Raw genomic sequence first — 20640 nt, 5'->3', positions numbered from 1 at the left:
TTTTTATCTGAAAGCGACTATAGTGGTGGCGCAGTTAAAATCGCTTCTTTAGAACCTGGTAAGCCTGGTTGTGACTCTGGAATGGTTTCTAAGCCTTCAATTTTTTGAACGATACCGTTTTGGTCAAAGAAGATTTTTAAGTGTTGACCATGTGCAGCAGGAATCTTGGCTTTTTTAGCATATGTTCCTGGGGTATACTTATAAATGTAGTCCCAACGTAACGGATTCATTGGATCGGCAACAGTTGGACTACCTAGCAAAAAGCGAACTTGTTGGTGGCTCATTCCCACTTGAATTTTAGCCGCTTGTGCTTGAGTTAAAGGTGTACCTTGTGGAATATCAACTTTATAAACGCCCAAGGTTGAACAGCCTACGAGCAATGAAGTGACGAATAACGTCAGCATGATTTTTTGCATTTTGCTAAACTATCCCAAATTAATTATGATGCATTTGATCCAAGGATAGATCATACTGCATCTACACTTTGTTGCATATTCCAACTTTAATTTTGTTGAGAGACCTTTTTTCATGCCTATTTCAAATCAAGATTTACGTAAAGCTGGACTTAAAGTTACACTTCCACGAATTAAAATATTGGAATTGCTTGAAAATTCAAGACAACATCACTTAAGCGCAGAAGATATTTATAAGACTTTACTTGAACAAGGTGAAGATGTGGGTTTAGCAACTGTGTATCGCGTGTTAACACAGTTTGAAGCTGCAGGTATTATTCAACGCCATCATTTTGAAAACAATCATTCTGTTTTTGAGATTATGCAAGAAGATCACCATGACCATATTGTGTGTCAAAACTGCAATAAAGTGGTGGAATTTACTAATGATGTGATTGAGCATGAGCAACATCAAGTGGCAGAAAAATTTGGTTTCCAACTTACAGGTCACTCATTAAATCTTTATGGCTATTGTGATGCGCCTGAATGCCAAGAAGCATATCGTAAAAAATAATCCGATGCGGATGAGAATAAATAAAAAAACAGACTTCATATGAGGTCTGTTTTTTTATTTCCGAAAGCATCATGCAGAATTAATGTTGACCATCAAAGGTAATATTTGAATTTGCACGCAGTAAATGCTCACCGCCTTCTTCAGACAATTTAATTTGTAGACGCAGGTCGTTCGGTGAATCGGCATGTTTGAGCGCATCTTTGTAGCTAATTTGCTTGGCTTTATAAAGGTCATATAAAGCTTGGTCAAAGGTTTGCATACCTAGTTCACGAGAACGCTTCATCAGGTCTTTAATTTCGTGCACTTCACCCTTACGGATTAAATCTGAAATTAAAGGTGAGTTGATCAAAATCTCAATGGCAGCACGACGTGAATTACCATCAATGGTTGGAATCAATTGCTGCGCAACCATTGCTTTTAAGTTCAAAGATAAGTCCATGAACAGTTGACTATGACGATCTGCTTCAAAGAAGTGAATGATACGATCGATGGCCTGGTTGGCGTTGTTGGCATGCAGTGTTGCAAAAACCAAGTGACCGGTTTCAGCAAAGGCAATCGCATAGTCCATGGTTTCTCGTGAACGAATCTCACCAATCAGAATCACGTCAGGTGCCTGACGTAGCGTATTCTTTAAGGCAACTTCGAAAGAGTCGGTATCAATACCCACTTCACGTTGGGTAATGATACAGCCTCGGTGTTGGTGTACAAATTCAATCGGGTCTTCAATTGTAATGATATGACCTTTGCTATTTTCATTACGATAGCCAATCAAAGATGCCAAAGAGGTTGATTTACCTGTACCCGTTGCACCTACGAAAATGATAATGCCACGCTTGGTCATCGCTAATTCTTTTAAAATCGGCGGTAATTTCAACTCATCCATCGTTGGAATAACGGTTTCGATACGACGCAGAACCATACCTGGCTGGTCACGTTGTTGAAAGGCGCTGACACGAAAACGAGCAGATTTACTGGTATTACTAATGGCAAAGTTACATTCGCGCGTATCGGCAAACTCCTTACGCTGTTTTTCAGACATTATCGAATATAAAATTTGACCGACAGTCGGACCCGGTAACTTAGTCGAGCCAATTGGCAAAATTTGCCCATTGATTTTAATCGAAGGTTCAACATCGGCTGTAATGAATAAATCCGATGCTTTTTTCTCCACCATATAATCAAGTAAGCCGTTAAAATCCATAACGATCGCCCCCAAAAAATAAAAAAATTACAAGAAAGATTCGGGTTGCTTCGCTGCAGTCCGTGCAGTCTGCGTACTAATAATGCCTTTTGCGACAAGATTTTTTAGGCTTTGATCGAGTGTGGTCATACCGTAGTTGGCACCCGTTTGAATCGCAGAATACATTTGCGCGACTTTGTTTTCACGAATCAAGTTACGGATCGCAGGAATACCGATCATAATTTCATGGGCAGCCACACGACCACCGCCATTTTTCTTGAGTAGGGTTTGTGAAATTACGGCTTGAAGTGATTCGGATAACATGGCACGAACCATATCTTTTTCTTCAGCAGGGAATACGTCAATCACACGGTCAATGGTTTTTGCGGCAGAGGTTGTATGTAGTGTACCGAAGACCAAGTGACCGGTTTCAGCAGCTGTCAGCGCCAAACGAATGGTTTCAAGGTCACGCATCTCACCGACTAAGATAATATCCGGGTCTTCACGCAGTGCGGAACGAAGTGCTTCGTTAAAGCCGTGCGTATCACGGTGTACTTCACGTTGGTTGACCAAGCATTTTTTTGATTCGTGTACAAATTCGATCGGGTCTTCGACCGTTAAAATATGGTCATAACGGTTGTCGTTAATGTAATCAACCATCGCAGCAAGCGTGGTTGATTTACCCGAACCTGTTGGACCGGTCACCAATACGATGCCACGTGGATATTCACAAATATCTTTGAAGATTTGGCCCATGCCAAGATCTTCAATGGTTAGTACTTTTGAAGGAATGGTACGGAAAACGGCACCAGCACCACGGTTTTGGTTAAATGCGTTCACACGGAAACGAGCCACACCAGGTACTTCAAATGAAAAGTCAGTTTCTAATTTTTCTTCGTAATCACGACGCTGTTTATCGTTCATGATGTCGTAAACCAATTTGTGCACTTCTTTGTGTTCAAGAGCAGGAAGGTTGATACGACGAACTTCACCATCCACACGAATCATTGGTGGCATACCAGAAGATAAATGTAAATCCGAAGCGTTATTTTTGGCAGCAAAGGCCAATAGTTCTGTAATGTCCATAAAATCCCCGAGATAAAAATTAAATCTTAATTATTTTGATAGAATAATAAGGCTTTCCCACAGCTTAACCAACACTTAGTTGCAGGGCAATGCAAAAAAAGATGAATGAAATGAGAACCCCGTCAATGAATAAACTTCAAGAAGCACGAAATCAAGTCTTGCAGCAAATTGAGCAGGCTTGCCAACTTGCGGGTCGACCACAGCAGTCGGTTGAATTGTTGGCTGTATCTAAGACGCATCCTGCTGAAATGCTAAGAGAAATGTATACAACGGGGCAACGCTCATTTGGTGAAAATTATCTGCAAGAAGCGTTTGAAAAAATAGAGGCTTTGGCAGATTTAGAGATTGAATGGCATTTCATTGGTCATGTACAGCGCAATAAAACCAAACATTTGGCTTCAAACTTTGCTTGGGTGCATGGGGTAGACCGTTTGATTATTGCGGAGCGTTTATCAAGCCAGCGAGAAGCGACTCAAGCACCTTTGAATATTTGCTTACAAGTCAATATTGACGCACAAGATACGAAGGATGGCTGTCAGCCGAATGAAGTAGCAGATTTGGTCGCACAGATTTCTACGCTACCGAATTTACGCTTACGTGGACTAATGGTAATTCCTGCTCCAAATAATCCACAAGCTTTTGTTGATGCCAAAGTGCTCTTTGAGCATGTCAAAGCACAGCATACGAAACCTGAGGATTGGGATACCTTAAGCATGGGGATGTCAGGTGATATGACAGATGCGATTGCTTCCGGATCCACCATGGTTCGCGTGGGGACAGCATTGTTTGGCGCACGTGATTATTCAAAATAGGACAGAAGATTCAGCCTGCTTTCAAAAACTAGGCTTATAAAGTGTAAGCACAGCAGATAAATTTTCACAATAGATGAAACCTATGGGTTCAAAGTGAGCCTTTTAATTTGAACTTTCCATTAAAGTTGAGTACAAAATAATCAGGATGTTTTTGATATTGAAGTAATTCACACTTGGACAGATAGGGAAGTTCATGATGGCATATTATCAGTTGATTCAACGCGACGTAGATGCGCAAGGCTGTGTCACGGCACATTACCATTCGACCAATTTAGCACAAGGTGCATGGAATGCACATGAGCAACACATGGCACCAGCTACAGGCATTATTTGTGCTGAATTAGACCGTTTTTCACCACGTCATGATATGCGTATCGGGCGCATTAGCCTCGATATTTTGGGCTTAATTCCTGCTGGCGAGTTTGAAATAATCACGCAAGTGATTCGTCCGGGAAAAACCATTGAACTGATTGAATCTGAAATGCGGGCTCAGGGCAAAACCTGCATTGTGGCACGCACTTGGCGCATGATGACGCAAAATAGCCAGTCCGTGAAAGGTTTGGAGGATGCTGATGTGACTGGGCCAGAAACTGCGCCGATTTGGGACGGTATCCGTCAGTGGCCGGGGGGATATATTCAGTCGATTGAAGCAAGAAGCCATGGGCGCCGTGCAGGTCAAGGCATTGTGTGGCTGAGAACACAGCATGACATGGTTGAAGGTGAGCCGACTGCTGATTTTGTCCGTTTAATGGGCATGGTTGATACCGCCAATGGTATTGTTCCGCGTCAGGATTGGCCATTTGGCTGGGGCTTTCCAAATCTGGATCTACAAATCCATTTGCACCGTTTACCACAGGGACAGTGGTTAGGTCTGGAAACCGTGCAGCAGTATGGAGCGGATGGTGTTGGTTTGAGTAGTTCTGTATTGCATGATGTCCATGGCCCATTTGGGCGTAGTGAACAGATTTTAACGCTACGTCCACTCGGGACGTAATGATCTAGAGAATCAAAAATTATAAAGCCTGCTTTAAGCAGGCTTTTTTTAAGATACGATTTGGATGGTGCTTGCACCAGCACCGACAGGTTTGACTTGAATCTGTACTGGAATCCGTTCATGCATTTCATGTACATGCGAGATCAAGACAACTTTACGACCCTGACTTTGTAAGTGATCGAGTGCATTCATCACCATATGTAACGAGGCAGGGTCAAGCGTACCAAAACCTTCATCAATAAACAGTGATTCGAGCTTCATGGAGCCTGACGCCATATTGGCAATCGCTAAAGCCAGCGCTAAAGATACCAAGAAAGTTTCACCACCAGATAGGGAGAGGACAGGGCGGACTTCGCTGTTCATATCGAGGTCGATAATCGCTAGACTTAAACTGTCAGGAATACGATGTAATTGATAGCGCTGTGAAAGAGGCTGTAATTGTTGGTTAGCATATTCCACCAAGATATCCAAATGATGCTCTTGGGCGATTTTCTTAAATTTCGTGCCTTCTTTGTGCCCAATTAAGTCGTAGATGCGACCCCAACGATATTCTTCAGTTTTGATTTGCTCAATCTGTGATTGATATTTGGCGTAGTTACTTTGATTATTAGCATTCATACGCAGTTGCGCATCAGCTTCGTTAAACGCATTTTGCTGCTGCGCTTTCTCCGATGCCAATGTCATCAGTTTGCTTTGTAGCTCTTCAAAGCTGAGTTCAGGCTGTTGTTTGAGATGCTTTTGATATTGTTCTTCAAGCGTTTGCCATGAAGTCTTGGCAGTATCCAATGTGTACTGATGATTCAATAAGTTGTGACGGATGTCTTGGTGCTGGTCATGGTTAATCGTCAAACATTGTTCAATAAGACTTGGATAGAAATCAGGATGCGTTTCTTGCCATGTTGCAATGTGTTGGCTTGCCTGCTGAAGCTGTTGTGTATTTAAGCTGATTTGACTATTTAAATTTTGCTGTTTTAAAAGCAATTGCTGTAATACGTCTTCAGAGCCTTTGAGCTGCTGACGTATTTCAGTAATTGCGTTTTGTAATTGCTGCTGTTCTCGATCAAGCGTTGCTTGCCATTCGCTGACATACTGATACTGACGACCTGCATAGGTTTCGGTCAGAGTATTGAGTTGTTCACGTAAGTGTTTACCAGCGCTAGAAATCTCTGCCAATTGATCTAATTTTTCCTGAGATTGTTTTTGTAAAAATTCAAGTTTTAATTGCTGTTGATTCTGTTCAGCCTGCAACTGCTCACACTGTTTTTGTTGCTCATTGATCAGCGTTAATAATTGCTGACGTTGTTGTAATTCCTGCAAGATCTGTTGAGCATAATGGAGTGAATGCACCTGCCAATGCTGTTGCTGCATGGTATTAAGTTGCTGAGTAATAGGTTCGATCAGGTATTCGAGTTGTTGTCGCTGTTGTAAACCATATTGTAGTTGTTCAGCTTGTCGCTGTGTTGAACGCCATGTTTGGAGGGTGTGTTGATCTTGCTGTAAATCATCAAGCAGATGTTGCGTTGTTTGCGTTGATTGCGCTAAAGCCACTTGAATCTGTTGTAAAAGATCAGCAGAAGATTGCTGTGTATCAAAGTCCAACTGCTGTGATCGTAGTTCATTGTCAAACTTATGCTTCTGCACGCTGATGCTTTGTGATAGTTCATCGATTTGACGCTGTTGTTGCTGCGTCGTTGCTTCGATTTTTGAAGATTGTATTTCTAATTGATTCAGCTGTTTGCACAGATGCTCGTGATCTTTTTTGGCTTGCTGTAATTGTTGGTCTTGCAATTGTTCCAAAGCATGCTTCAGCAAATCTTTATGTTCCACAAAGGGATGAGCATGGCTACCACAGACCATACAGGCTTCATTCGGTTTCAGTTGGGCGCGTAAATCTTGCACACTCTGATGTTGCAGCAAACGCTGCTGTTCGAACATTTGCTCGAGTTGTTGCAGAGACGTTTGGCTAAGTTGTACGTGTTGCTGCTGTGTAATGGTCTGCTGTTTTAAATCCGCTGCAATTTTTGCATCGGCTTGTAATTGTCGTTGCAATTGCTGACATTGTTGCTCGTGCTGTAAGAGGTGTGTGGCTTGTTGTTCAAGACGTTCCAAAATGCGAGTAGCTTGATCTTGCTGCTGCAATGTTTGCTGAGTTTGCTGCGTTTTTTTCTCAAGTAAGGCAATGTCTTGGTATTGCGCTGACCATGACTGCATACGTTGTTTGAGGTCAGTGTATTGTTGTTGCAAGCTCTCTACTGACTGTTGCAATAATTCAGGTTGTTTGCTGTTCAAAGCTTGATATTGCTGTACATAATCATCTAGACGTTGTGCAGTGGTGGCAAATGTTGCATCAAAAATTGCCCATTGCTGTTGTTGCTGGAGTTGTTGTTCGAGTTGTTGCTTGCGTTGCAGCGCTTGATTTAAGTTTGCTTGCTGCTGAGCGCATTGTTGCTCAAGGGGTTGAACGTGGTGATGGGCAAATTGTTGTTGCTCAAGCTTAACACTCTGATGTTGCTTAATTTTGCTTTGAATGTCGTGATCGAGTTGATACGCAATTTCTAATTGCGGTTTAAGCTGTTCGAGGTGTGTTTGCCATAATTGCGCATGTTGCTCAGCTTGATGTAATTGCTGTAGTGCTTGTTCGTGTTGCGATTGAGCCTGTTGTAACTGCGGCTGAAAATCTCTCAGTGCTTGTGTCAATTGATTAAGTTGCAGTTGAGCAGCATTTTGTCTCTCATACTGTGCACGAATCGGCTGAAATGAATCCAATTGTGCTAATAATTTTTTTTGTGGTTGCAGTTTTAGATCAGCGTCCACTTGAACATCATAGACTTCTTTTTTCGCTTGAACACTTGCATATAGCTCATGTTTATCTTTGTGCCATTTCAGATCATTTTCGAGCAATTTTTCGGATTGTGCTAAATGATGTAAGGCAAGTTTTATGGCGTGATGTTGTTGATTGAGCGTGGCGAGTTCATCTTCCGATAAAATCTCTAAATGTCCAATATGTTTTTCTAAGTCGGCACGTTGCTGTTTGATTTCACTATATTTATCTGCTGCTTTTTTACTCACTTCGCTAAAAATTTGCGAATTCGTGAGATATTCCAACAAGTCGGCACGTTCATGATCTTTGGCTTTTAAAAATGCCCCAACCTCAGATTGTGCCAATAACACCGCACGAGTAAATTGCTCAAAACTTAAACCAATCAGCTTTTCGATCAGTGGAGTGACTTCAGAGATTTTTTGGGTCAGGGTCGTACCGTCATCAAGGCAGATGACAGCGCGCTCAACTTTGAGATTACCATCGATTTTTTTACGCGCACGGCTAATGTCCCAACGCGCTTGGTAGCGTTTGCCATCCAGGGCAATAAATTCGAGTTCAGCAAAACCTGAAGTCGTCCCACGGCGCAAAATATTTTTGGAATCTTTAATGGAAATATCTTTACCACCAACATCGCGAATACTGCCCGCAGCGCCACGCAGACGAGGTACTTCGTCATAGAGGGCTAAACACATGGCATCGAGTAGCGTGGATTTACCTGCACCTGTTTTTCCCGTAATCGCAATTAAACCTGCTTGAGATAATGGACTATTTTCAAAATGGATATGTTGTTCACCCGCCAAAGATGCCAAGTTGTTTAAACTGAGTCGTAAAATTTTCATGGCATATCCTTATTGTACTTTTTGATCCAAATCGTGTTGCGCGGCTTCGAGCAATGTTAAAAAATCACGTTTAACCGATTCATCTTGCTCATAGCCCATCTTTTCCCAAAGATTCAAGAACAGTCGTTCAGGCGTTGGTGGTTTAAGATCGACTGTAGTGAAAGTGTCATGTTGCTCAGTTTGCTTTTGATAGATGCGCGCAATCCGCAGCAAACGATAACGATTTGGAGGTAGTGCCATTTCAATTTGCTGACGTAAATCGACAGGGGGCGGTGCATCGGTGGTGTACTCGATCTCTAAAAAATGTCGCGCATTCAAATGTTCAATTTCACCTTGCGGTAAGGCTTGTACAGCACTAATCAAATCTTTTAATTCTTCACGAATCCGAATTAAATCAACGGTACGAGGAATAATCAGCGATTCGTATTGGCAGCGCTCAGTTACGCTTGCTTTAGGATCAATACGGACATCGACCACTTGATGTTTATAATTTCGTTCACTAAATGACAATGGAATAGGTGAACCACTATAACGAATATGCGTTTGTCCCACTTTTTGCGGTTTATGCAAGTGTCCAAGTGCCACATAATCAATCACATCATCAAACAACGCTGTTGATAAAGCTTCTTCATTACCGACCACAATCGGGCGTTCCGAATCAGACGTTTCACCGCCTTGCATATGTGCATGTGACATCAGAATCAACGCCTGATCAGGCTGTTTACGAGCTTTTGCTGCCGTAATCAACTGCTGATGTAAATAAGCAATGGCATTTTGACTGTTGGTGGTTTGCTCATTTAAACCTGTGATTTCAGCACTGCGTAAATAAGGTAAAGTTAAACACCATGCAATGATGTTTTTATTAGCATCATAAATCGGGACAAGTAAACGATCGAGGTCAAATTGCTGGTTTTGTTTTGAAATAATCCCCACGGCTTTGGCATTAAACTTTGCTAAAAAAGGCTCAACCTGTTCAATGCGATAACCCGAATCGTGGTTACCTGCAATCATCAAGGTTTGCATATGTGGGGCAATAGCATGGGCATCGGTTAAAAATTGATACAGTTGTTTTTGTGCACTGGATGCTGGATTCACCACATCAAAAATATCGCCTGCAATCAGTAATGCATTCGGTTGTTTTTCTTGGATTTGCTCAAGTAACCAATTTAAAAATTGGGTGTGCTCGTAGTCACGCTCATGATTATGAAAAAATTGTCCTAAATGCCAATCTGAAGTATGAAAAAAACGAACAGTCATGCAAGCACCAAAAAATCAAAAAATTGATTGGGCTATAAAGTATCACAGATGGTTATGTTTAAGAGGGAGATTAATCATTCATCAGTCCAACTAAGTCGTTATCGACAGTTACAAAGTACCCAATCTAAACTATGCGATAACTTCCTTAATGTGCATTTGCATCTACTTGCAGGAGGCAAAAAGTATTATGGGCTGGATTTATGAAATAGCCTTGCCAGTATTATCCAAGTCACAAATTTTTCTATAGCAATTTGGCCATCTTGTACCAGATTTTTCTTAGTGATTTGGTCGAAATCTTTAACTTCAAAACTACGAGTAAATGTATTGGTAATGCAATGCATCGGTGGAGTCTGTACAGAGCATTCTAAGAGGTCACCATGAAGTCTGGGGTTACTGATTAGGGAATCCTGTAACTCGTGTAAATGACCAACCAAAAACGGCAGAATAATACACAACTTAAAGCTTGGTATCATAACTTTGAATTTCAAAATAGTAGTGCTGGTTCATTGTAATTATATTTTCTTTGATGGATTACACATTTCAAATAGTAGAGATCTGAAATTAGGTTAAAAAATACCAAGAACTAGGAATATAAAATGTTGTTCTAATCCTGTATATAGGTGAATTATTGTACAGCAGGTGTATTACCTGCATTTGGGGTAGCAGGAGATGCAACATGCCAAATAATCCTTTTGACGAAGAAAAACTTGCAAATAGTATGGTGTATAAGACTTTACTAGAGTCTACATTAGCCATTCCTTGGTGTATTGATTGGGACAGTAAAACATTTAGTTATATTGGACCGCAAATTGAAAAGTTACTCGGTTGGAAACAAAGTAGTTGGAAAACGGTAGATGATTGGGCATCACGTATGCACGAGGAAGACCGTAATTATGTACTGAATTATTGTGTTTCACAGTCGATGGCTGGTATAGATCATGAAGCAGATTATCGTGCACTTAAAGAAGATGGTTCATATCTTTGGATTGAACCGTACCGGGTTTGTCGGAGACTTTTTTATTTAAGTTAGGCCACCTGACCTAACGGGTCAATCTTATCATAGTACATTGCTTCGAACTCAAAAGGCGATACATAACCCAGTGCACTGTGTACACGCTTTTTATTGAACCAATCTACCCAGTTTAGTGTCGCAAGTTGTACATCTGCTAAACCTTGCCAATCTGCTTTTAAATATTCAATCACCTCTGTTTTGTATAAGCCATTCACCGTTTCAGCCAAAGCATTATCGTATGAATCACCAGTCGTACCGACTGATGCTCGTAAATTTGCAGCTTCTAAACGATTGGTATAGCGAATAGAAAGATATTGAACACCTCTATCGGAATGATGAATCACATTCTTTGGCATGCCTCGATCGTGCAATGCTTGCTCAAGTGCATCGAGCACCATATCTGTATTCATCCGTGTAGATACTTTCCATCCAACAATTGCTCGTGAGAATACATCAATAATAAAGGCGGTATAGACCCAGCCTGAATGAGTTTGAATATACGTAAAGTCACTCACCCACAGTTGGTCAGGATGATCAGCATTAAAATTACGTTTCACTAAATCATCTGCTCTTTTTTGATCATCTCGGCTACGGGTGGTTTGTTTATTCTTACCACGCCAAACACCTTGTATAGCTAGCTTCTGCATCAATCGAGCAACTGTACAACGTGCGATAACATAACCTTCACGTTTCAATTGTTGCCAGACCTTACGCACACCATATCGACCTGAACTTTCTTTCCAAATTCGTTGAATTTGTTCAGCATGATGCTCATCATGTAGATCTCGTTTCGCTCGATGTTCTGGATTGTCAGCGAGATCTAAAGTTCGGTAATAGGTTGAAGCTGCGATCGGTAAAATCCTACAAATCGCATCAACACCATATCGATCTTTATTGTTATGGATAAAATCCACCATTATTTGTGTGGGCGGTCGAGCTCCGCCTGGGCGAAAAAAGCGGCTGCTTTACGTAGAATCTCATTGGCGCGTTGCAGTTCTTTATTTTCGCGTTCGAGTTGTTTGATACGTTCTTGGTCTGAAAGCTGCTGTACTTTAACTGGATTTTGTTTATCTAAATATTTTTGATACCAAACACGAAGTGTTTCAGGAGTACAACCAATCTTAGGCGCAATTGCTGTGATCGCAGCCCAATTCGATGGATAATCTTTTTCGGATTCAATCAATAATTGAACCGCTCTATCTCTGATTTCAGGGGTGTATTTTACTTTTTTCATCGGGACATTCTCTCAAGAAAAGTGGTCTCCGACAAACCCGGTACGGTTCAGATACGTGATGTTGTTCATGTCGTGCGTAAACCAAATGGTGATGTAGATTGTCTTGTCGGCTTTATGTTTGATATTTCCGAGCGGAAAAAACAAGAGGAACAACTACAAAAATTGCAACGTCAGCTCGAAGAATATTCATATAAAGATGGCTTAACTGGTATTGCAAATCGACGTTTGTTTGATGACTTTTACCAGCGTGAATGGTTAAACGCAATCCGCACGCAAAAGCCGCTGAGTTTAATTTTGATCGATTTAGATTATTTTAAACAATACAATGACTTGAATGGTCATGTGATTGGGGATACATGTCTGCGTCAAATTGCAAAAAGTTTGGAATCTTGTTGTACACGACCTCGTGATTTAGTTGCGCGTTTTGGTGGCGAGGAGTTTGCTTGGATTTTACCAGAGACCAATGAAGCCGCAGCAGCAGTGATGGCCGATAGAATTATGGATGCCGTGCGTGCTGCACGATTACCGCATAAAGCCTCTGCTGTGTCGGAACTCGTCACACTCAGCATGGGGGTAAAAACCATTATTCCTTCAGATCTGGATAATCCAATGCAATTTCTGGATCAAGTTGATAAAAACCTCTATGTAGCGAAAAGACAGGGGCGTAATCGCTACTGTGCTGCATAACATAGATTTACAGTTGTGACTTATTTTAAAGTTGCATAGATTTTTCAGTCAGTCGATATTTTATCGGCTGATTTTTTTTGGGGTGTAGAATATAAGAATAAAATTCGATGCTAAATGCATGAGGCACAAAATAAAAGACCGACGATTCGAGTGATGATGAAATCGTCGGTCAAAAAATCGATTTTAAATTTAAGTGATGGCTGCTGTTCATACTTAAATTCAAAATGAAGCTTATTGCTTTTAAAAAGGTCACCGAAACATTGTAGATGCCGTCCAAATCATCGGTTGCTACAGACCTTGTACCCTATATAACGTAGCCGTTTACAGATTGGTTGACATGAAAATGAAAAAAAATGCATTTTTTTTTATACTAGGTGTCAACTTCTTCTTGGGTTAGGGTCATGGTGTCTTTAACACGTTATTTTTTATTGTTTTTTTTCATTTGTTTAATCATGACCTGTATTTGCGGTGTGATCGCTGCATTATTGCCACAGGGTGTAGGTGGTATTTTAACGGTCGTACCCTACCTGATTGCCATGATCGTGGTGTTATTTCGGTTTTTAAATAAAAATCAGAGAGCACCGACACAGGCAGAGCGTAAAAAATTTACCCTAGGTTTTAGCCTGATTTTTTGGTTATATAATTTAGCTTTTGTACTTTTGGGTATCGCAATTTTTTCAAGAAAAGATCCTGAAATTTGGCAAAATTTAATGCTCTATGTTCAACATCCTCAGTTTATGAGTTTAATGGTGATCATGTTGTTACTGATGGCTATCCCTTTGTATTTAATCACCTATTGGTTTTATGGTCCGCAAGCACAGCGGATGGCTGCTCAAAAGTTTGGTGCATAAAGCTTGATCGTTTGGTAATCTTGTTCTATAGATAATAGTATTATTTCATATAGATAGATAAGAACAAATTATGCATCAGCCCACAGTACTGATGACGGGTGGCAGCGGTTTTATTGGCACACATCTCATCAAGGCACTTTTAGCTGCGGATTATAAAGTGATTGGGCTCAGTCGTAAGGCTGGGCGTATTTCTAAATCACCACATTTAACTTGGGTACAGCAGCTCGATCAAATTCCTCATGACAGAATTGATTATGTGATTAATCTTGCAGGTGAAAGTATCGGCAAAGGTCGTTGGACAGAGACGCGTAAACAGCAATTATTAGAAAGTCGGGTCAAAACCACAGAAGCGCTGTATCAATATTTACGTAAACGTAAAATTTTTCCGAAATGCATTATTTCAGGTTCGGCTGTTGGCTATTATGGTATTGATATTGAAGAACAATGGACAAAAGTGTGCGATGAAAATACTGCACCACAAGCCATTTTTATGTCAGAGCTATGCCAAAGTTGGGAGCAAGTCACACGCCAATTTCCTGAACAAAATACCATTATCACACGACTAGGTGTGGTCTTGGCTGAAGGTGGCGGGATCTTACCGCAAATGTTGCGACCGATTCAGTTCAATTTGGTCAATAAAATAGGTTCTGGTCGGCAGCCTTTTGTGTGGATACATATACAAGATGTGATCCGAAGTATGCTGTTTTTAATGAAACAAGCAGAGAAAAAATATGGGTTGCTTGAACCCACGCCAATCGATCCGCATATTTTCAATTTGGTTGCGCCGGAAAAAACGACGCAGGCTCAGTTTGCGCAGATTGCAGCACGTCAATTAGCCAAAAAGCCGTGGCTCAATGTGCCTGCAACTATCTTTAAAATTTTATTGGGTGAGCAATCGCAATTAATTTTAAATGGTCAATTGGTTCAGCCAGCCGCATTATTACAGCAAGGCTTTGAGTTTAAATTTCCGACGTTAAAAGAAGCCTTGCAGGATTTATTGGCTTAGTTGAAATTGACCTATTGAGCATTATTCGACGCTTAACAATGCATCTTGAAACAGGCGAGTCGGACTATAGTGGTCTGCATTGAATGAAGGCGTTTGCCCAGTCATCAGTTCAGCCAATAGCTGAGCTGAAGCAGGTCCCATGCATAAACCATTTCTAAAATGCCCAAAGTTTGCCCATAGATTATCGAAATTTGGCATCTGTCCAATATATGGAATCCCTTCAGGCGAAGATGGGCGCAGGCCAGCCCAAGATTTCACAATCGGAAAGTTGGCAAGCTCTGGTACCATGTCAAAGCAGGATTTTTGAATATGCTGCAAGGTTGTATTTGTTGTCTGAGTATCAAAGCCACATTGGCGCATACTTGAGCCGCAAACCACATGACCGTCTTGGCGTGGAATCAAGTACATGACTTTATTCATGCACATGGTCGGCAACCAATTTTGCGGGGTTTTAAAGAGAAGCATTTGTCCCTGCACGGGTTGTACGGGTATCTCAATGTCTAGTTGTTCACTCCATGCGGCTGACCAAGCGCCCGTGGCAATAACGAATTGATCAGCTGTATGTTGTTTGCCATCTGCGGTGGTGATGGACTGGATACGATTGTCCGAACGGTTTAATTGGTGGATCAGACAATGTTCATAAATCTGAACTTTGGGATGCTGCTGTAAATAAGCCGTTAATGACTGCAAAAGTCGTGGATTACGGATGTTGGCTAATTGCGAAAAATAAATGCCATGTGCAAAGCGTGCTGAAATGTGAGGATTAATCTGCTCAATTTGATCGGATTGTAAATAATCAGCGTGTTGCATTGGGTCTTGGTGCAAACGGGCATAATCTAAGCCAATTTCAAAATCATCTTCATCAAAAATCAACATGCCAGTTTCATGAATTTCAAAATCAATCCCAGTCATAGGTTTTAATTTTTCATTCCATTTTTGGTAGCTCTGCTTGCCATAACGTGCGAGCGCATTGACTTCATTGGGATATCGCCAAGGATACATCGGTGAGAGGATGCCACCACCAGCCCATGATGCGGCAGAACCTGTGCGTTGTTGGTCGAAAATCGTCACCGTACAACCGCGTTCAACCAGTTCTAATGCGCTGAGTAAACCACTAATACCCGCCCCAATAATGGCAATATTCATGTTCTTTTAACCGATGAATGTATGAGTTTGATCTTAACTTCAGCAACGCCGAAGTTTTTCTTCCAAGACTGTTTTTTAAATTTTACAGATATAAAAAAGCCTTCCTGAACGTTACCATTTCAGGAAGGCTTTGCAGGTTATTTCATGTCTTTCAACATGAGTGCTGCATCTTCAGCAAAGTAAGTCCAGATCCCATCTGCACCTGCACGGCGGCAGCTCATAAGCGATTCGATAATCACGTTTTCAGACAGCCAACCATTTTGAATGGCACCTGCCAACATGGCGTATTCGCCACTCACTTGATAGACAAATGTTGGAACACCGAAATTATCTTTGACTTCACGGACGATATCTAAATACGGCATACCCGGTTTTACAATCACCATGTCGGCGCCTTCTTGGATATCCAGTGCGATTTCATGTAAAGCTTCTGCACGGTTACCGATGTCCATTTGATAGTTATATTTATTGCCACCTTTGAGGTTGCTTGAAGAACCTACCGCATCACGGAATGGCCCGTAAAAGCTAGACGCATATTTTGCAGAATAAGCCATGATGTTGGTATAGATATGGCCATTGGCTTCAAGGGCTTGGCGAATTGCACCGATACGACCATCCATCATGTCACTTGGTGCAACCACATCTGCACCCGCTTCGGCATGGCTGAGCGCTTGTTTAATTAAGCATTCAACGGTTTCATCATTCAGTACATAGCCGGTATCATCAATAATCCCGTCTTGACCATGTGTGGTATATGGGTCGAGTGCACCATCAGTGATGAGAACCATTTCTGGTAGTTCTTTTTTTAATAAGCGGATGGTGCTTTGGACTAAGCCATCTTCATGCCAAGCTGCTTCAGCCGTTAAGCTTTTGTCTTCCTGTGGTGTAACTGGGAACAAAGCTAATTTTGAAACACCCAATTCGAGTAAACGTTCTGCCTTTCTTAGTAACAAGTCAGCAGATAGACGCTGTACGTTTGGCATGCTTGGAATATCTTGAGTTTGTTGCTGGCCTGGCAACACAAATACTGGATAAATGAGATGATCAGTCGTCAGTTGAGTTTCACGCACCATAGCGCGAAGCTGGTCATTTTTACGAATGCGACGCATGCGAGTGGCAGGAAAAGCTGGACGATTGAACGTATAGGTCATAACAATCTCATTGATCAGTATTAAACTTTGACTATTGTAGACGCATAATGAGGGTTTGGCGCACCCCGTATTATTTTTTTATTCAATGACAGCGATTCGAGTAGGCTATGACAGATGTAAATAAGAGTTGGACCGGTAATATTGACCTAAACTCGAAGAATGAAATCGATACTTTATTAAATAACATTGCTCAAGCATTTAACAGCTCCCCATTTTTTTTACACAATGCCATGAAAATGACGGTGATTGATGGTCAGATCGAAGCACGTGTCGACATGGCCAGTAATCTAATAGGAAATGTCGCATTCCAAATTTTACATGGTGGTGTAGCGGCAACCTTACTCGATAGTATCGGTGGTATTTCAGCAATGGCTGAATTGTATAAAAAGGCCACAGCTGAAGATCTAGCAGAAACGAGTAAAAAGGTATCTCGCTTAGCGACCGTCGATATGCGTGTGGATTATTTGGCGCCAGGACGTGGACAGTATTTCGTTGCACGAGCTGAAACCTTACGTTTAGGCCGTAAGGGTTGCACTATGCGTATGACCATGGTTAATGATGAAGGTAAAGCGATTGCAACGGCGATTGCATCGTATGCTTATTAAGCCATTTTTAAGTTAACACATTCAAAATGATGAAAAAATAAAGTCCAGCATTGGCAGCAGGGCATGATTTTATCCTGTTGCCGACGAAAAAAAAGACTGACGAGTTACATTTTCTATTCTCAGGATATGATTTTTTAGCTTTAAAATGCCGGAAAATTGAAGAAGATAGACTTTCTCACGACACCATTATCTGACAGCAAAGTTGACATGCTTTGCAAAGCTCATGATGCCATGACCAAGTCTGCTAGATTTAGGACAAATCTATGACAGATACCGTTAGTAACCTGCCAGAAACCCCATCTACAGAGCAGCCCACCGATCAGGAATTAAAAGCACGCAGAAAAAAAGGCCTTGGTATAGTGGCTGTATTGATCGTGATTGCTTTGGTGATGTATTTGATTTGGTCAATATTTCTAAATCATTCCGTCAGTACCGATAATGCCTATGTCGGTGCAGAAACAGCGTCGATTACCTCGATGGTCACGGGGCAAGTGGCAGAGGTTTTGGTGAGTGATACGCAGCAAGTGAAAAAAGGCGATGTGCTTGTTCGCATTGATGCTCGTGATGCTGAAATTGCCTTAGCTCAAGCTCAGGCTGAATTACTTAAAGCAAAACGCCAATACAAACAAACTGCGGCGAATAGTAGTTCTTTAAACTCACAAATCTTTGTCAGTGATGATGCAATTCATAGTGCAAGCGCACAAGTCGCCAAGGCACAAGCCGATCTGAATAAAGCTCAAGATGAATTACAACGTCGTCAACAATTGGCTGCTTCGGGTGCGATTTCTAAAGAAGAATTAAGCACAGCGCAAAGTGCTGTGAATACCGCTAAAGCCAGTTTTGATGTGGCTCAAGCAGGGCTCGCTCAAGCCAAATCTAGTCAAAAAGCGGCGCAAAGTAATAAAGCGGCGAATGATGCATTAATTCAAGACAGCAATGAAAACTCAACCCCAGATGTTTTAGTTGCGCAAGCACGTCTACAACAAGCCCAGTTAGACTTAGAACGTACACAAATCAAAGCACCTTTTGATGGTGTGGTGACACGTCGTAATATTCAAGTTGGGCAACGCATTGCACCGGGAACGTCATTAATGATGGTGGTGCCTATCTCTCAGTTATATGTCGATGCCAACTTTAAAGAAAGTCAATTGGCAGGGGTGCAAGCGGGTCAAAAAGTTGAACTGACGTCTGATCTGTATGGTGACAAAGTTAAATTTAATGGCATAGTCACTGGTTTTTCTGGTGGCACAGGTTCAGCATTTGCCTTGATTCCAGCACAAAATGCCACAGGAAACTGGATTAAAGTGGTTCAGCGTTTACCTGTGAGGATTCATTTAGATCCAAAAGAGTTGGCAGAACACCCACTCCGTGTGGGGCTGTCTATGGAAGCGACGATTGACCTGAAATCGAAGTAATTGCCTATGAATCAGCAAATGCAAATGACTGACCTAAAAGGTGGTCGTCTGATTCTCGCTGCCTTGGTCTTGGCGTTGGCGAACTTTATGGTTGTGCTCGACATGACCATTGCCAATGTTTCAGTGCCGCATATCACCGGCAGTCTTGCAGTGTCGGCATCCCAAGGGACATGGGTCATTACCTCCTATGCTGTGGCAGAAGCGATTTGTGTGCCATTAACCGGTTGGCTCGCTGGGCGCTTTGGTTCTGTACGGGTTTTTGTGATCAGCCTGTTTGGCTTTACGGTATTTTCGATACTGTGTGGTTTATCGACCAGTTTGGAAATGTTGGTGTTTTGTCGAATTGGGCAAGGTTTGTTTGGTGGCCCAATTATGCCACTGAGCCAAACGTTGTTAATGCGCATTTTCCCTCCTGAAAAGCAATCGCAAGCCATGGGGATGTGGGCAATGACCACTGTGGTTGGCCCCATTTTAGGTCCAATTTTGGGTGGTACGATCAGTGATAATTTATCTTGGCATTGGATTTTCTTTATCAATATTCCTGTCGGGATCGGTTGTGCTATCGCAGCGATGCGCTTACTGAAAACGGCTGAAACACCTACACAGAAATTGAAAATTGACCGCGGTGGTTTACTGCTGTTGGTGTTGTGGATCGGTGCCTTGCAATTGATGTTGGACTTGGGCCATGAGCGAGATTGGTTTAATAATCCATTTATCGTGGTGCTGGCACTGACGGCATTTGTCGGGTTGATCGTTTTTACGATTTGGGAGCTGACTGAACGGCATCCTGTGGTGAATATACTGCTGTTTAAGTACAGAAGTTTTACCATTTCGGTCTTGGCTTTGGCCTTTGGTTTTGGTGCCTTTTTTGGCAGTATTGTCCTGATTCCGCAGTGGTTACAGATCAACTTGGGCTATACCGCAACGTGGGCAGGTTATCTCACGGCAACGATGGGCGTCGGTAGTCTGACCATGTCGCCAATTGTTGCGAAGCTTGCAACCAAATACGATCAACGTGCTTTGTCGAGTTTTGGTTTAAGTATTTTGGGCGGAGTCACCCTTATGCGCGCCTTTTGGACCACGGATGCGGACTTTATGGCTTTGGCTTTACCGCAAATATTACAAGGTTTTGCCGTGCCATTTTTCTTTATTCCTTTGTCCAATATGGCCTTGGCATCGGTACTGCCACAAGACATGGCATCTGCAGCAGGTTTGATGAACTTCTTAAGAACCATGGCAGGGGCAATTGGAGCCTCGATTGCAGTAACCATTTGGGATGATCACACCAAAGTCGCACGCAGTGAAATGGTCAGTAATTTACATGTTACTGAGGTACAAAACACCTTGGTGAATCATGGAATGAGTTCAGAAGCTGCTTTGGGATATATCTCCAGTTTAGTGGATAAGGAAGCCTTAACGCTTTCAGCCAATCATGTGTTTTTAGTTCTGGCAGGTGTCTTCATATTCGCTGCACTGATCATTTGGCTCTGTCCACGACCTAAAGCAGGTGTGGGTGGCGGTCATGCACATTAAATAACATCAAGTATAAAAAACCGCTCATTCGAGCGGTTTTTTATT

General features: G+C 41.9%; 17 protein-coding genes, 1 pseudogene and 1 other annotated feature. Of the genes and pseudogenes, 10 read left to right on the top strand and 8 right to left on the bottom strand.

The annotated features are described in order from the left end of the window. Nucleotides 1–17: 17 nt before the first annotated feature. Nucleotides 18–416: an outer membrane protein assembly factor BamE gene (locus MST18_RS12075; protein ID WP_078193102.1), complete on the bottom strand. Its 399-nt coding sequence runs from the start codon at nucleotides 414–416 to the stop codon at nucleotides 18–20. A gap of 112 nt (nucleotides 417–528) precedes the next feature. On the opposite strand from MST18_RS12075, the gene fur reads away from it, so the two are divergent. After that, nucleotides 529–966, top strand: a complete 438-nt coding sequence (gene fur, locus MST18_RS12070; protein ID WP_078193101.1) for a ferric iron uptake transcriptional regulator — start codon at nucleotides 529–531, stop codon at nucleotides 964–966. A 79-nt stretch (nucleotides 967–1045) separates the two neighbouring features. Here the strand turns inward: fur and MST18_RS12065 are convergent, their stop codons facing one another. Beyond that, complete coding sequence (locus tag MST18_RS12065) at nucleotides 1046–2167, bottom strand: PilT/PilU family type 4a pilus ATPase (RefSeq protein ID WP_111885266.1); 1122 nt, start codon at nucleotides 2165–2167, stop codon at nucleotides 1046–1048. Between the two features lie 27 nt (nucleotides 2168–2194). Continuing rightward, nucleotides 2195–3232: a type IV pilus twitching motility protein PilT gene (locus MST18_RS12060; RefSeq protein ID WP_078190026.1), complete on the bottom strand. Its 1038-nt coding sequence runs from the start codon at nucleotides 3230–3232 to the stop codon at nucleotides 2195–2197. A 125-nt stretch (nucleotides 3233–3357) separates the two neighbouring features. Between MST18_RS12060 and MST18_RS12055 the strand changes: the two genes are divergently transcribed. Together MST18_RS12055 and MST18_RS12050 are read left to right on the top strand one after the other, a co-directional pair. Next, on the top strand, nucleotides 3358–4044 hold the full coding sequence (locus MST18_RS12055; RefSeq protein ID WP_180133708.1) for a YggS family pyridoxal phosphate-dependent enzyme: 687 nt from the start codon (nucleotides 3358–3360) through the stop codon (nucleotides 4042–4044). Between the two features lie 193 nt (nucleotides 4045–4237). Next, entirely contained in the window at nucleotides 4238–5038 is an 801-nt protein-coding gene (locus MST18_RS12050; protein WP_180133709.1) for a thioesterase family protein, read from the top strand. A gap of 48 nt (nucleotides 5039–5086) precedes the next feature. On the opposite strand, the gene MST18_RS12045 is transcribed toward MST18_RS12050, so the two are convergent. Together MST18_RS12045 and MST18_RS12040 are read right to left on the bottom strand one after the other, a co-directional pair. Beyond that, on the bottom strand, nucleotides 5087–8698 hold the full coding sequence (locus MST18_RS12045; protein WP_180133710.1) for an AAA family ATPase: 3612 nt from the start codon (nucleotides 8696–8698) through the stop codon (nucleotides 5087–5089). Nucleotides 8699–8707: 9 nt separating this feature from the next. Continuing rightward, complete coding sequence (locus MST18_RS12040) at nucleotides 8708–9955, bottom strand: exonuclease SbcCD subunit D (RefSeq protein ID WP_180133711.1); 1248 nt, start codon at nucleotides 9953–9955, stop codon at nucleotides 8708–8710. A gap of 676 nt (nucleotides 9956–10631) precedes the next feature. On the opposite strand from MST18_RS12040, the pseudogene MST18_RS12035 reads away from it, so the two are divergent. Then, nucleotides 10632–10943 (top strand): annotated as a pseudogene (locus tag MST18_RS12035) (PAS domain-containing protein); the annotation flags it as partial. Between the two features lie 38 nt (nucleotides 10944–10981). Here MST18_RS12035 and MST18_RS12030 read toward each other — a convergent pair. Continuing rightward, nucleotides 10982–12201 (bottom strand): IS3 family transposase gene (locus tag MST18_RS12030; protein WP_180134041.1). Its coding sequence is split into 2 segments (ribosomal slippage): nucleotides 10982–11925 and nucleotides 11925–12201, totalling 1221 coding nucleotides; the frame shifts between segments, so codons are not numbered across the junction. Next, nucleotides 11810–11926: a sequence feature (AL1L pseudoknot), on the bottom strand. (Overlaps the previous gene by 117 nt.) Nucleotides 12202–12273: 72 nt before the next feature. Between MST18_RS12030 and MST18_RS12025 the strand changes: the two genes are divergently transcribed. From MST18_RS12025 to MST18_RS12015, 3 genes are all read left to right on the top strand, one after another. Continuing rightward, on the top strand, nucleotides 12274–12888 hold the full coding sequence (locus MST18_RS12025) for a diguanylate cyclase domain-containing protein (protein ID WP_257250074.1): 615 nt from the start codon (nucleotides 12274–12276) through the stop codon (nucleotides 12886–12888). 401 nt (nucleotides 12889–13289) lie between these two features. After that, entirely contained in the window at nucleotides 13290–13739 is a 450-nt protein-coding gene (locus tag MST18_RS12020; protein ID WP_078193094.1) for an ABZJ_00895 family protein, read from the top strand. 70 nt (nucleotides 13740–13809) lie between these two features. Next, nucleotides 13810–14745, top strand: coding sequence for a TIGR01777 family oxidoreductase (locus MST18_RS12015; protein WP_180134009.1), 936 nt, complete (start codon nucleotides 13810–13812; stop codon nucleotides 14743–14745). Nucleotides 14746–14766: 21 nt separating this feature from the next. Here the strand turns inward: MST18_RS12015 and thiO are convergent, their stop codons facing one another. Together thiO and hemB are read right to left on the bottom strand one after the other, a co-directional pair. Continuing rightward, nucleotides 14767–15891, bottom strand: a complete 1125-nt coding sequence (thiO, locus tag MST18_RS12010; protein WP_180134008.1) for a glycine oxidase ThiO — start codon at nucleotides 15889–15891, stop codon at nucleotides 14767–14769. 137 nt (nucleotides 15892–16028) lie between these two features. Beyond that, nucleotides 16029–17042, bottom strand: coding sequence for a porphobilinogen synthase (gene hemB / locus MST18_RS12005; RefSeq protein ID WP_111885258.1), 1014 nt, complete (start codon nucleotides 17040–17042; stop codon nucleotides 16029–16031). A gap of 107 nt (nucleotides 17043–17149) precedes the next feature. Here hemB and MST18_RS12000 point away from each other — a divergent pair, with 107 nt between their 5' ends. From MST18_RS12000 to MST18_RS11990, 3 genes are all read left to right on the top strand, one after another. Next, complete coding sequence (locus tag MST18_RS12000; protein WP_180108025.1) at nucleotides 17150–17647, top strand: thioesterase family protein; 498 nt, start codon at nucleotides 17150–17152, stop codon at nucleotides 17645–17647. A gap of 263 nt (nucleotides 17648–17910) precedes the next feature. Next, on the top strand, nucleotides 17911–19062 hold the full coding sequence (locus MST18_RS11995; protein ID WP_180134007.1) for an efflux RND transporter periplasmic adaptor subunit: 1152 nt from the start codon (nucleotides 17911–17913) through the stop codon (nucleotides 19060–19062). Nucleotides 19063–19068: 6 nt separating this feature from the next. Continuing rightward, nucleotides 19069–20595, top strand: a complete 1527-nt coding sequence (locus tag MST18_RS11990) for a DHA2 family efflux MFS transporter permease subunit (RefSeq protein WP_180077364.1) — start codon at nucleotides 19069–19071, stop codon at nucleotides 20593–20595. Nucleotides 20596–20640: the final 45 nt, after the last annotated feature.

It is taken from the genome of Acinetobacter sp. YH12068_T, from assembly GCF_024606005.1.
In the GTDB taxonomy this organism is placed as follows: domain Bacteria; phylum Pseudomonadota; class Gammaproteobacteria; order Pseudomonadales; family Moraxellaceae; genus Acinetobacter; species Acinetobacter amyesii.
This window is presented reverse-complemented; position numbering and strand designations above follow the sequence as displayed.